Source organism: Pseudomonas sp. JL2 (assembly GCF_031570495.1).
Taxonomy (GTDB): domain Bacteria; phylum Pseudomonadota; class Gammaproteobacteria; order Pseudomonadales; family Pseudomonadaceae; genus Aquipseudomonas; species Aquipseudomonas rhizophila.
This window is the reverse complement of sequence record NZ_JAKUDH010000004.1, coordinates 238911-251989: the sequence shown is the minus strand read 5'-3', so window position 1 is coordinate 251989 and position 13079 is coordinate 238911. Positions and strand designations below refer to the sequence as shown.

General features: G+C 59.6%; 16 protein-coding genes. All 16 read right to left on the bottom strand.

What is annotated here, in order from left to right; all coding sequences use genetic code 11:
* Window positions 1-32 precede the first annotated feature (32 nt).
* On the bottom strand, window positions 33-593 hold the full coding sequence (locus MKS85_RS08520) for a DUF1285 domain-containing protein (RefSeq protein WP_047228208.1): 561 nt from the start codon (window positions 591-593) through the stop codon (window positions 33-35).
* A 16-nt stretch (window positions 594-609) separates the two neighbouring features.
* Window positions 610-1215: a DUF4823 domain-containing protein gene (locus tag MKS85_RS08515; RefSeq protein ID WP_047228207.1), complete on the bottom strand. Its 606-nt coding sequence runs from the start codon at window positions 1213-1215 to the stop codon at window positions 610-612.
* 185 nt (window positions 1216-1400) lie between these two features.
* Complete coding sequence (locus MKS85_RS08510) at window positions 1401-2369, bottom strand: GTP 3',8-cyclase MoaA (protein ID WP_107322022.1); 969 nt, start codon at window positions 2367-2369, stop codon at window positions 1401-1403.
* A gap of 138 nt (window positions 2370-2507) precedes the next feature.
* Window positions 2508-3146 carry a TetR/AcrR family transcriptional regulator gene (locus MKS85_RS08505; RefSeq protein WP_003204240.1) on the bottom strand — a complete coding sequence of 213 codons (639 nt, stop codon included), beginning with the start codon at window positions 3144-3146 and terminating at the stop codon, window positions 2508-2510.
* Window positions 3147-3530: 384 nt separating this feature from the next.
* Window positions 3531-4325: a TatD family hydrolase gene (locus MKS85_RS08500; protein ID WP_139049464.1), complete on the bottom strand. Its 795-nt coding sequence runs from the start codon at window positions 4323-4325 to the stop codon at window positions 3531-3533.
* An 11-nt stretch (window positions 4326-4336) separates the two neighbouring features.
* Complete coding sequence (locus MKS85_RS08495) at window positions 4337-4693, bottom strand: PilZ domain-containing protein (protein WP_047228204.1); 357 nt, start codon at window positions 4691-4693, stop codon at window positions 4337-4339.
* Window positions 4694-4735: 42 nt separating this feature from the next.
* The gene (locus MKS85_RS08490) at window positions 4736-5722 is read right to left on the bottom strand and encodes a DNA polymerase III subunit delta' (protein WP_092458737.1); all 987 of its coding nucleotides are present in this window, start codon (window positions 5720-5722) and stop codon (window positions 4736-4738) included.
* On the bottom strand, window positions 5715-6347 hold the full coding sequence (tmk, locus tag MKS85_RS08485) for a dTMP kinase (protein WP_047228202.1): 633 nt from the start codon (window positions 6345-6347) through the stop codon (window positions 5715-5717). Before tmk ends, MKS85_RS08490 begins: the two co-directional genes overlap by 8 nt.
* 19 nt (window positions 6348-6366) lie before the next feature.
* Window positions 6367-7461 carry an endolytic transglycosylase MltG gene (gene mltG / locus MKS85_RS08480; protein ID WP_310662804.1) on the bottom strand — a complete coding sequence of 365 codons (1095 nt, stop codon included), beginning with the start codon at window positions 7459-7461 and terminating at the stop codon, window positions 6367-6369.
* A gap of 3 nt (window positions 7462-7464) precedes the next feature.
* Complete coding sequence (pabC, locus tag MKS85_RS08475; RefSeq protein WP_160893067.1) at window positions 7465-8280, bottom strand: aminodeoxychorismate lyase; 816 nt, start codon at window positions 8278-8280, stop codon at window positions 7465-7467.
* Window positions 8280-9524 (bottom strand): beta-ketoacyl-ACP synthase II, encoded by a 1245-nt coding sequence (gene fabF, locus MKS85_RS08470; RefSeq protein WP_047228200.1) that lies wholly within the window; start codon window positions 9522-9524, stop codon window positions 8280-8282. The genes pabC and fabF overlap by 1 nt, the downstream gene beginning before the upstream one ends.
* A gap of 109 nt (window positions 9525-9633) precedes the next feature.
* Entirely contained in the window at window positions 9634-9870 is a 237-nt protein-coding gene (gene acpP / locus MKS85_RS08465) for an acyl carrier protein (RefSeq protein WP_047228199.1), read from the bottom strand.
* A 191-nt stretch (window positions 9871-10061) separates the two neighbouring features.
* Complete coding sequence (gene fabG, locus MKS85_RS08460) at window positions 10062-10805, bottom strand: 3-oxoacyl-ACP reductase FabG (protein ID WP_047228198.1); 744 nt, start codon at window positions 10803-10805, stop codon at window positions 10062-10064.
* A gap of 15 nt (window positions 10806-10820) precedes the next feature.
* On the bottom strand, window positions 10821-11759 hold the full coding sequence (gene fabD / locus MKS85_RS08455; protein WP_107322018.1) for an ACP S-malonyltransferase: 939 nt from the start codon (window positions 11757-11759) through the stop codon (window positions 10821-10823).
* Between the two features lie 123 nt (window positions 11760-11882).
* Window positions 11883-12893, bottom strand: a complete 1011-nt coding sequence (gene plsX / locus MKS85_RS08450) for a phosphate acyltransferase PlsX (protein WP_188252045.1) — start codon at window positions 12891-12893, stop codon at window positions 11883-11885.
* Between the two features lie 3 nt (window positions 12894-12896).
* Entirely contained in the window at window positions 12897-13079 is a 183-nt protein-coding gene (rpmF, locus tag MKS85_RS08445; RefSeq protein WP_003179396.1) for a 50S ribosomal protein L32, read from the bottom strand.

Sequence of the window (13079 nt, the reverse complement as noted above, 5' to 3'; positions counted from 1 at the left end):
CGTCATCGCGAGCAGGCTCGCTCCCACAGGGTTCAGGGTTCCAGGCCTATCGGGAAAAATACCCCACCACTCCATACCCCCAACCACCTCTGCCCGTCGATCTCGCGACTGACCGCCAGCTCCACCAACTGGTAGAACACATTGCGATGGATCAGCGCTTCGAGGTTGCTGCGTACGTGCACGTAGGGCGCGGGTTCCTGGGTTTGCGGATCGATCACCACCCGCATCGGATGTTCACCGCCGGCCTCAGTGGTTTCCTCGACGTTGGTGGTGAAGCGCAGTCGCTGCTGCTCACCCTGCCCTTCAACCTCCAGGGTCACCGCCACAAACGGTGCATCGTCGACCTTGATGCCGACTTTTTCCACAGGAGTGATCAGGAAGTAATCATCGCCGTCGCGGCGGATGATAGTGGAGAACAGCTTGACCATCGGCTTGCGCCCGATTGGCGTACCCAGGTAATACCAGGTGCCATCACGGGCGATGCGCATGTCGATATCGCCGCAGAAGTCAGGATTCCACAAGTGGACTGGCGGCAAACCTTTGGTCTTGGGGATCTGCCCCAGCAGGTCATTGGCTTTTTGCGGTCCGCTCATGGTGACTCCTTGAATGTTACTGGTCGCTCACTCCCAACAGGCTGCGGGCATACTCGCGCAAAGGGGGAGCGATCAGGTCTTCTGGCTGTTTGTCGTGCAACGTCAGTAAACCGCCACGACTCTTGATGCGTGCAGTATCAATCAAATACTGGGTGCTGGTCTCGATCAACATGATTTGAATGACGCTGGTGTCGACACCCAAACGGTCCACGGCCTCTTCATCCAGCCATTCGTCGGTGTTGCCGATACGGTTGTCGGCCTTGGCGAACCGCGTATACAGCAAGTAGTGAGCACCGGCGGCTCGGGCTTCGCCCATGGCCTGGTCCAGACCCTCGGGAACCCGGGCACGACGCACCATGGGGAAATACTCGATGAAACCGTTGAAGGCCTCTTCGGCGACGACATTGGGCCGCGGGTAGGCACTGCCGGGAGGCGCGAAGGCACCCTGAGCAATGTAGATGAACGAATCCGGCTGGATGCGTAGGTTATTCACACGCCGGCTGTCGCTGTGGTCCAGCAAACCGGCGTCGCTCATGTGATAGCGAACGCCCTCCCCCATGTCGCTGACATTCATGCAGCCACCGAGCGCCAAAACGGCCAGCAGCAAAACCAGGCTACGCATCCTACCCTCCAAAAACCGGTGACGGAAAACCGGCGAATGGCCATTGGATGCAGCTTTTGCGCCAGCTCATCGAAATGGGGGTGTCAGACACATCCAAGTGAAGGGGAAATTGCTATCGCGGGCAAGCCTTGCTCCCACGGGTACGGTGTTCACCTGGGAGCAAAGCTTGCCCGCGATAGCATTCGTCAACCGCCGATGATTTTCATGATGGTTGCGCCGCCAGAGAACGCCACTTCCTGCTTATCCCCCAACGCCTTGACCAGCAAACGCTGCAGAGCCGGCAATGCCTGATGCCGGGGTTTGTCCAGCAGATCGCCGACAAAGTGTCGGTTACTCGACGACAGGCAGCCATGCAGCCAACCCGTGGAGGACAGCCGCAACCGTGAGCAGGTACGGCAGAACGGCACGCTTTCGTTAGCGATCACGCCAAAATGCCCTAGCCCCGGAATTTCATAGCGCACTGCGGTGGCATCCACTGGAGCGTCGGCTTGCAGGTACTCGTACTGGTCGCCGATCAGGCTCAGCAACTGCTGAAGGCTGACGAATTGCTGCAGGAACGCGTTGGAGTCGCTGGCCAGGTGCCCCATGCGCATCAGCTCGATGAAGCGCAGCTCATAGCCGCGCTCCAGGCAGTACTCCAGCAGTGGCATCACCTGATCCAGGTTCTGCCCGCGCAACGGCACCATGTTGACCTTGATCTTCATTCCCGCAGCACGGGCCTGATCCATCCCGTCGAGCACGGTTGCCAGATCGCCACCGCGGGCGATACTGCGAAACGCCCCTGGGTCCAGGGTATCGAGGGAAACGTTGATGCGGCGGATGCCGGCATCTACCAGCAAAGGCAGCTTTTTGGCCAGTAACTGACCATTGGTGGTCAGGCTGATGTCCTCCAGGCCCATCTGCCCCACCGCCATCATGAAGCTTTCAAGCTTGGGGCTGACCAGCGGCTCGCCGCCGGTGATGCGCAGCCGCTCGATACCGGCAGCTTCGATCAGGTAGGCCACACCGCGCGCCATGGCCTCGGCCGACAGTTCATCCTGCGCAGCCACCAGCCGCTTGCCGTTGGGCACGCAGTAGGTACAGGCGTAATTGCAGGCTGAAGTCAGGCTGATTCGCAAATTGCGGAAACGCCTGCCTTGACGGTCAACGATCATGGATCACTCCGGCGAAAGAAGAATCGGACTTACGAAACTTGACCCAGAACTCAAGTTTTCGCAAGGCCCAAGCCTGAGTATATTCCTGGGACACTGCGCCATGTAAGCGGACATGGCGCAATCAGGCAGCTGAATGACTTAGCTGCTCGGAACGTCGGTGTCACGCTTGCGCTTGTTGCCCATGCGAACGCCTATGTCCATCAGGAACTGGAAGAAGCCTTCCTGGTCTTCCAGCACGTTGCTCCAGAACGGCGAGTGATACAGCGCCACCGCACCGTGCACCAACGCCCAGGCGGCGCAGTAGTGGAAATAGGGCGGCACGTCTTCGAGCTTACCTTCACTGATCCGGCCTTTGATCAGCAGGGTCAGGCGCTCGAAGTTCGAGGCGCGGATCTTGTGCAGTTCCTCGACCATCTCCGGCACTTGGTTGCCCTTGACCACCTTCTCTTCCAGGCGGTCGAACAAGCGATAACGCTGCGGATCGCGCATGCGGAATTCGAAGTAGGCCCGGGACAGGGCCTCCTTGTCCTTGTCCACATCGGCCGAATGCAGCAACTCATTCAAATCGCGCTCGTAATCAAGCATCAGGCGCAGGTAGATCTCCGCCTTGGATTTGAAATGTTTATAAATCGTGCCTTTGCCGATACCCACGGCATCCGCAATCATCTCGACGGTGACGCTGTCTTCACCCTGGTCGAGGAACAACTTGAGCGCGGTGTCGAGAATTTCCTGCTCGCGGCGACGAAACTCACGGACCTTACGGGGTTCTTTGTGCATAAGAAAAAGGTCTGAAGGGTCAAAATTCGAAGCCGAGTATTATGCCTAACTTACGCAAAAATGCACGGATCATCCGTTCCCAACCACAGTTCTTCACAAAACCGTGCAGCTCCAGCTTCCTGTCATTCGCTTCGCCGCACCGTAACGACTGGCTTTGACGGCAGTGAGAACTTATCCGAAGCGAGCGTATTCCAAATTTGTTTAAAAACCAGCCCGGCTAAACTGGACGCGTCAGCATACTGATCAATACTTGAACTGTCGGCGCGACATCTCCCCCAAGTGACGCGCCGGTAAAGGTACCAACGGACCGCGTGCCTTTGTTTTACTCCTAATGGTCTTAACCCGGATTCACCCCCCAGAACCCGGGTTTTTTTTGCCTGAAACTCAGGCAGACGCCGCGCGGACATGGGCCAGCGGAAACAGCCGCTTGAAGTTCTCCGTAGTCTGTTCGGCAAATCGCTCGTAGGACTCGCCCCGCAACATCGCCAGGAACTCCGCCACTTCCCGCACGTATTGCGGAAGGTTCGGCTTGCCACGATACGGAATCGGCGCAAGGTACGGTGAATCGGTTTCCACCAACAGGCGATCTGCCGGCACTTTGCTGGCCACATCCCGCAGTGCATCGGCATTGCGAAACGTGACAATGCCGGACAAGGAAATGTAATAGCCCATGTCCAGCGCGGCCTTGGCCATGTCCCAGTCCTCGGTGAAGCAATGCAGCACACCCGCCTGGGGCAACGAGGCGTCACGCAACAAGGCCAGGGTGTCGGCCCGGGCGCCGCGGGTGTGGATGATCACCGGTTTGCCAGTCTGTTGCGCGGCCTCCAGATGCAGCCGGAACGAAGCCTGCTGGACCTCGGCGGCTTGCGGTTCGTAGTGATAGTCCAGGCCGGTTTCGCCAATGGCGACCACCCGTGGATGGTCGAGCTCGCGCAACAGCCAATCCAGGGCAGGCGTAGCGTCGGGCTGGACGTCCAGAGGATGGATGCCGACTGAACAATCGACATCTGCATAGCGTTCGGCCAGGGCTTTGACGTCGGCGGCATTGTCGGCGCTGACGCCGATGCACAGGAAGTGACCGACACCGCGCTGGCGGGCGGCATCCAGTGCAGCATCCAGGGAGCCGTCGTGGGCGGCGAGGTCGAGACGATCAAGGTGACAATGGGAATCTACAAGCATAAAGGGCCGGGCTACATCGTATGGGTGGGACGGTCGGATTTCAGGGTTCCGGCCAGGTGGGTTTCGATCTGATTACGGGCTGAGTGGTCGCCGTCGTTGAACTGCACACCAACACCGGCAGCCCGGTTACCCTGGGCGCCTTTGGGCGTCATCCAGATCACCTTGCCGGCGACCGGGATCTTCTCCGCTTCGTCCATCAAGCTCAAGAGCATGAACACCTCATCGCCCAAGCGATAATTCTTGTTGGTGGGGATGAACAGGCCGCCGTTCTTGATGAAGGGCATGTAGGCGGCGTAGAGCACTGACTTGTCCTTGATGGTCAGGGACAGGATGCCGTTGCGTGGCCCGGGACTGACAGGTTCGTTCATGCTGATCTCCGCTGCGATTGAGCTGAGTTTAGGCAGTGTCTGTCAGTTTCGACCAGGCAAACTCGCCCATTGCACCAACAGCGCCTCGAGCAACAGCACCCGATTGAGGTTCGCCTTGCTCAGCACCTTCTGACGTTGGGCAAGAATCCAGTCCTGAATGTTCAAGATTTTATCCTGGCTGCTTTTTTGCGCCAGGTACTGAATCACCTTGCGCATGTCCGCCAGTCCCAGGCCGGTTTCGTCCTCGGTGAGCTGGTAGCGCAGGATCAGACTCGACCAATCACAGAACCAGTCGAACAGCAGAAGCAGCGGGATGGCGTTCCAGCCTTCTGCCAGTTGCGTGGGAGACTGTTGCTGCTTGAGCAGCTTCTTCACCCCATCCACCACCAGCGCCCGTTGTTCACGCACACCCTGGGCCTGGAGACTGACGGCCGCCAACGGCGAGCCGGCGGCAAGGGTCAGCAACTCGACGCGTTCTTCGTCGCTGCTGTCAGGCAAGGCCTCGGCCAACCACTTCAAGCTCATCGCCTCACTGGGCAACGGACAGGCCTGCTGTACGCAACGGCTTTTGATGGTTGCCAGCAAGCGGCTCGGCTGGTGACTGACCAGCAACAGCACGGTATCGCCGGAAGGCTCTTCAAGGCTCTTGAGCAAGGCGTTGGCGGCATTGATGTTCATCGATTCCACCGGCTCGATCAGCACCACCTTGCGCCCGCCCATCTGCGAGGTCTGGACCACGAAGCTGACCAGATCCCGGACCTGGTCGACCTTGATCGCCTTGTCCGCCTCCTCCGGTTCCAACACGTAATTGTCAGGATGACTGCCAGCCTTGAGCAACAGGCAAGACTTGCACTCACCGCACGCGTTCGAGACACCCGGGCGCTGGCAAAGCAGGCTGGCCATCAGACGCTCGGCCAACGCCCGCTTACCGATACCGACCGGGCCGTGCAGCAGGTAGGCATGGGCATGCTGTGCCCTTCCGGCCAGTTGCTGCCAGAGTCCGTCCTGCCAGGGATAGGCTTCAGCCACGGGCACGCTCCAGCAAACGTGGCAACAAACCGTCCAGCGCCTGCTGGACTTGCGCCAACGGCTGAGCGGCATCAATCAACAGATAACGCGCCGGATCGGCCTTGGCCCGACTCAAAAAAGCATTGCGCACCGCGTTGAAGAACGCCTGGCCTTCCAGTTCGAAACGATCCAGCCGGCCCCGGGCGCTGGCGCGGGCCAGGCCGATTTCCACCGGTAGATCGAACACCAGGGTCAGGTCCGGCCGCAGGTCACCCTGGACGAAGGTTTCCAGCGCGGCGATGCGCTCCAGGGACAAGCCCCTTCCACCGCCCTGATAGGCATAGGTCGAATCGGTAAAACGATCGCAGAGCACCACCGCGCCACGGGCCAGCGCCGGGCGAATCACTTCGGCCAAGTGTTGTGCCCGGGCGGCGAACACCAGCAACAGCTCGGTGTCAGGGTTCATGACTTCTTCGATCGGCGCAAGCAGCACCTCGCGAATCCGCTCGGCCAGCGGCGTACCTCCGGGCTCGCGGGTCAACACCACCTCGATGCCGGCGGCTCGCAGGCGTTCGGCCAGGTATTCGCGGTTGGTGCTCTTGCCGGCGCCTTCAGGGCCTTCCAGCGTTATAAACAAGCCAGTCACGGGCGATCCTTAAACAAAGTCATTGCGAGCGCGGCGGCTCGCTGGCATTCGGTTCGTCGACAGACTCCTCATCCGGCACAGTCGGGGCCGGACTGGAGCGATAATCGGCTCGGCGCTTGAGCTGATATTCGCGCACGGCGTTATTGTGCGCATCCAGGTCATCGGAGAACACGTGGCTACCATCACCACGGGCGACGAAGTAAAGGCTGTTGCCGGCAACTGGGTTCAACGCGGCGTGAATCGCCTCGCGCCCCACCATCGCAATCGGTGTCGGCGGCAGGCCAGGAATCAGATAGGTGTTGTAGGGGTTTTCTTCCCGCAAGTGAGCACGGGTGAGTTTGCCGTTGTAGCGCTCGCCCAGCCCGTAGATCACGGTAGGGTCGGTTTGCAACAGCATGCCCAGGCGCATACGGCGCACGAACACACCGGCGATCTGCCCACGCTCCTCAGGCACGCCGGTTTCCTTTTCCACCAGGGATGCCATGATCAGCGCCTGATAGGGCTGGGAGTAAGGTAAATCGGCGGCGCGTTGCGCCCACTCTTTGGCAAGCACGTCTTCGAGCCGGTCGTAGGCAATTTTCAGCAGGTCAGCGTCCGATGTGCCACGCACGAAGCGATAGGTGTCCGGGAAGAACCGTCCCTCGGGGAATATCCCGGAATGCCCCAGGCGGTCCATCACTTCGCTGTCACTCAGACCGGCGAGGGTCTGCTGGAGTTTTTCATCCTTGGCCAGCGCCGCGCGAACTTGGCGAAAATTCCACCCCTCCACCAGGGTGACGCTGTACTGCACCACTTCCCCGCGCTTCCAGACCTCGATCAGGCTTTCCATTGTCATGCCCGGCACCATCCGGTACTCACCGGAATGCAACGGTTGGCCGGCCAGATTGAAGCGCCAATAGACGCGCAACCAGAAAGCGTCCTTGATCAGGCCGTCCGCTTCGAGGCGCTTGAAGGTTCCGGTGGGGGTGGTCCCGTTGGGGACGTCCAGCAGTTCTTCCTGGGTGATGTTCAGCGGTTGTTGCAACGCCGAATGAATTTTCCAGGCGCAAGTGCCCAACAGCAGCACCGCCAGAACCAGTCCGGTTTCCAGCAGAAGCAAGAATTTACGTCTCACGAATCAAACATCCAATAGCGTGCGGGCAAGGGTCTGCAGTTTACGGGTGAGCGGCCCGGTCGACCAGCGCGCCGAACCGCATGCACGTACCGGCCATACGCCATAAACGCTGTTGCAGACGAAGACTTCGTCGGCCTGGTGCAGCTGTTCGAGGCGGATGTCGGTGATGTGCGTGGCGATGCCTTGAGACTCGGCTTGATACAATAATTCGGCCCGCATCACGCCAGCCACGCCACAACGGCTCAGGTCCGCCGTGACCAATTCACCCTCGCGCACCAGAAAGAGGTTACTGAAGACGCCTTCGATCACTCGCCCGGACGTGTCCAGCATCAAGCCTTCGGCGTGCTCGGCATCGCGCCATTCGGCGCGGGCCATCACTTGCTCAAGACGATTGAGGTGCTTGAGACCGGCCAGCAAGGGTTGCTCGGACAGGCGGGTGGCACAGGGAAACAGGCGAACGCCCTGCTCGGCATGCACTGGAGGATAGGCGGCCGGCGGACTGCCCTGCAGGATGCGCCGGGACGGCGCCGAGGGATCAGCGCCATAACCGCGAAGACCATCACCGCGGGTCACGATCAACTTAAGTACGCCGTCACCCAGGCATTGCGCGTAGGCGCGCAACTCAGCCTCCAACGCCCCCATGTCAACCTGGAGCGTCAACCGCTGACAACCTAGCGCCAGACGCTGCAGGTGACGCTCAGGCAATACCGGTTTGCCATTGCGCACAGCGATGGTTTCAAACAACCCATCGCCGTAAGCCAGGCCGCGGTCCTTGAGCGACAGAACGTCGGCAGGCTGACCGTCGACCCAGCTTTCCATCAACCAGCGAACCGGCGGAACACCAGCGAGCCGTTGGTACCGCCAAAGCCGAAGGAGTTGGACAGCACTACATCGATGTCCATGCCACGCGCCGTGTGTGGCACGAAGTCCAGATCGCAGCCTTCGTCCGGCTCGTCAAGGTTGATGGTCGGTGGCGCGACCTGGCTGTTGATCGCCAGTACGCTGAAGATCGCTTCCACCGCGCCCGCGGCACCCAGCAGGTGGCCGGTCATGGACTTGGTCGAGCTGACCGCCAGTTTGTAGGCGTGCTCACCGAACACGGTCTTGATGGCCTGGGCCTCGGCAAGATCGCCCGCCGGGGTCGAAGTGCCATGGGCATTGATGTACTGCACCTGCTCGGCGTTGACCTTCGCGTCACGCAGTGCGTTGGTGATGCAGCGGGCAGCACCGGCACCGTCGGCGGGTGGCGAGGTCATGTGGTAGGCATCGCCACTGGTGCCAAAGCCAATCAGCTCGGCATAAATGGTCGCGCCGCGCGCCTTGGCATGCTCCAGCTCTTCGAGTACCAGCGCGCCGGAACCGTCGGACAATACAAAGCCGTCTCGGCCCTTGTCCCACGGCCGGCTGGCGCGGCTCGGTTCGTCGTTGCGGGTCGACAGCGCACGGGATGCGCCGAAGCCACCCATGCCCAGCCCGCAGGCCGCCATCTCGGCGCCGCCGGCAATCATCACGTCGGCCTCGTCGTACATGATGTTGCGCGCGGCCATGCCAATGCAGTGGGTGCCCGTGGTACACGCCGTAGCAATAGCGTAGTTAGGCCCCTGCACACCCAGGTGGATGGACAGGAAACCGGAAATCATATTGATGATCGAGCCCGGCACAAAGAACGGAGAAATCCGTCGCGGCCCCGACTCGTGCAGCGTACGGCTGGTTTCTTCGATATTGGTCAAGCCGCCAATACCCGACCCCATGGCCACGCCGATACGTTCACGGTTGGCATCGGTGACTTCAAGACCGGCATTACGTACGGCCTGGAATCCGGCTGCCAGGCCGTATTGAATGAACAAGTCGAGCTTGCGGGCCTCTTTGACCGACAGGTACTCCTCGACATTGAAACCCTTTACCGAGCCGCCAAAACGGGTGGAATAGGCAGAAAGGTCGGTGTGTTCGATCAGACCAATGCCACTACGGCCAGCCAGAATGCCCTGCCAACTGCTCGGCACATCCGTGCCCAGTGGCGACAACATACCCATACCGGTGACTACGACGCGTCTACGCGACACAGCACTCTCCTTTATTCTAATGACGACTTTGCATCAGGCCTAAAGAAAAAACCGCACGCCATGATGGCAGTGCGGTTTTTCCATGACAGCTAGCGACGACTAAAAATAATTAAGCCTGATGCTTATTGATGTAGTCGATAGCCAGCTGAACAGTAGTGATTTTTTCAGCTTCTTCGTCAGGGATTTCGGTCTCGAATTCCTCTTCCAGAGCCATCACCAGCTCAACGGTGTCAAGGGAGTCGGCACCCAGGTCTTCAACGAAGGCAGCTTCGTTCTTCACTTCTTCTTCTTTGACGCCCAGTTGCTCGGCAACGATTTTCTTGACGCGCTCTTCGATGGTGCTCATACCTTGTTTTCACTCCTAATGGACAAATTCAGGCAGCTGGCCGGTGGGTAAGTGTATAGAAAGACTTTTCGGTTTTTCAACCGAAAGCTTCACTCCTCAAACCCTGCAGCCCGCCGCCTATAAATAGATTGCAGCTTTATAACGGATTTTAGACAGCTCGTATGACATTTTTTTGAAGCAATCCGTCACATTTAACTCATGTACATCCCGCCGTTTACCGGGATTGTAGCCCCAGTCACGTATGCCGCACCATCCGACGCAAGAAAAGCGACCACGGACGCGATTTCTTGAGCTTGCCCCAGACGACCCAGCGGAATTTGTGTCAACAAGGCTTCACGTTGCGCTTGCGGCAGTTCACGGGTCATGTCGGTATCGATGAAACCCGGGGCTACAGAGTTTACCGTAATCGAACGCGAACCCACTTCACGCGCCAGCGCACGACTGAAACCTTCCAGACCGGCTTTGGCCGCAGCATAGTTTACTTGGCCTGCGTTGCCCATGGCACCCACAACCGAACCGATACTGATAATTCGACCCCAACGGGCCTTGGTCATACCACGCAGAACGCCCTTGGACAGCCGGTACAGGCTGTTCAGGTTGGTATCGATCACATCGAACCATTCGTCATCTTTCATGCGCATCATCAGGTTATCGCGGGTGATGCCGGCATTATTGACCAGGATTGCCGGCGCACCGAACTGTTCCTGAATGCTTGCCAGCACCGCCGCAACGGATTCATCGCTGGTGACGTTCAGTTCAAGACCGGTGCCTTGGATGTCGTTTTCCTTCAGGGTAGCGGCGATGCGCTCGGCGCCCGAAGCGGAAGTCGCGGTACCAACAACGATGGCGCCTTGACGACCCAGTTCCAGGGCAATGGCCTGGCCGATGCCACGGCTTGCACCGGTCACCAGTGCAACTTTACCTTGCAGACTCATGCAAGCTTCTCCTGTTCAGGCCTGCGCTGCACGGGCGGCAGCGAAAGCATCTGGGGTATTGAGATTGGAAGTCGATACGCCTTCGGCGCAGCGTTTGTTCAGACCGGCCAGCACTTTACCAGGACCGCACTCGACCAGTTCGGTCGCGCCCTTGGCCGCCAGGGTCTGCACCGATTCGACCCAGCGAACCGGTTTGTAGAGTTGCTCCAGCAGATCGCGCTTGAGGGTCTCAAGATCCGCAGCCACATCGGCGCTGACGTTCTGTACCACTGGAATCTGTGGCGCCTGCCAGTCAATGGCAGCGATAGACTCGGCAAAACGCTCAGCGGCCGGACGCATCAGTTCGCAGTGCGACGGCACGCTGACGGGCAACGGCATGGCACGCTTGGCACCACGGCTCTTGCACCCTTCAATGGCGCGTTCTACAGCAGCCTTGGCACCGGCAATCACCACCTGGCCAGGTGAATTGAAGTTCACAGCGCTGACCACTTCGCCTTGCGCGGCTTCGGCGCAGGCTGCCAGCACATCGGCATCTTCCAGGCCGAGAATCGCAGCCATGCCGCCCTGCCCGGCCGGAACGGCCTCCTGCATCAACTGGCCACGACGCTCCACGAGCTTCACCGCGTCACCCAGGCTCAGACTGCCAGCAGCCACCAGAGCGCTGTATTCGCCCAGGCTGTGTCCGGCAACGAACGCCGGACGCGCACCGCCCTCGGCCAGCCAGAGGCGCCAGAGTGCGATCGAGGCGGTCAGGATGGCCGGTTGGGTTTTGTCGGTTTGATTGAGTTGCTCTTCCGGCCCTTGCTGGGTCAGTGCCCACAGGTCATAGCCCAGAGCATCGGAAGCTTCTTTGAATGTTTCGAGGATCAACGGGTATTGCGCGCCCAGCTCGGAAAGCATGCCGAGGGACTGCGAACCCTGCCCAGGAAAGACGAATGCGAGAGAAGCAGACATGAAAACAAAGCCCCTAATGATCTTGTCGTCAAAAATTGACGCCCCAGGGGGCGCTAGGAAACTGACAGTTGGATGGCGGCTTGAACCGACCGGTCACATTTAAGCATTGTCAGACGAAAACGCCTAAGTTAACAAATCTTCGAGGCGCCCATGAAGACGCTCCGGCAGGTTTTCCTGGATTTCGATCAGCGCGCGATTGATCGCACTTTGAAACCCCTGCACGCCCGCCGAACCATGACTCTTGATCACAATGCCCTGCAGCCCGAGAAAACTTGCACCGTTATGCCGCGCCGGCGCCAGGTCCGCCTGCAACCGACGCATCAACGGCAACGCCAGGGCACCGACCATCCGCGAGGCCAGGTTCTGCCTGAACAGCTTCTCGATACGCGCGCCGATCATGGTCGCCAGGCCTTCGCTGGACTTGAGCAAAATATTGCCGACAAAACCGTCACACACCACCACGTCCGCCTCACCCCGGTACAACCCATCGCCCTCAACGAAGCCGATGTAATTGATACCCCGCGCAGCCTGCAACAACGTGGCTGCCAGCTTGACTTGCTGGTTACCCTTGATGTCTTCGGTACCGATGTTCAGCAGCGCTACACGAGGGCGCACGATACCCAGGGTTTCAGCCGCTACCGAGCCCATCACTGCAAACTGCAGTAGATGCTCGGCACTGCAATCGACGTTGGCGCCCAGATCAAGCAGCTGGCAAAAACCACGCTGGGTGGGGATGGCCGCGACCATCGCCGGCCGGTCGATGCCCGGCAAGGTCTTGAGCACGTAACGCGACAGCGCCATCAGTGCACCGGTATTGCCTGCACTGACACACGCCTGGACCTTGCCATCGCGCAGCAGCTGAAGGGCTACACGCATCGAGGCGTCAGGCTTGCCACGCAGGACCTGGGCAGGTTTTTCGTCCATGGTGATGACTTCGGACGCAGGTGCGATCGTCAGGCGCGAACGATCCACAGCCGATTGGCCGTTGAGCATTTCTTCTAGAAGGGAGGGTTGACCAACGAGGGTCAGGTGCAACGAGGGTGTAGCATTCAGACAAGCAAGGCTGGCCTGAACAATGCTGCGGGGACCGAAGTCCCCGCCCATTGCGTCAATCGCGATGACTTGAGCGGACAAGGATTACTCGTCAGCGCCCTTGTCGATCACTTTACGACCACGGTATACGCCTTCTGGCGATACGTGGTGACGCAGGTGAACTTCACCGGTGGTTTTTTCTACAGACAGGGTGCTAGCCTCGAGAGCGTCGTGCGAACGGCGCATGTCACGGGCAGAGCGGGATTTTTTGTTCTGCTGAACAGCCAT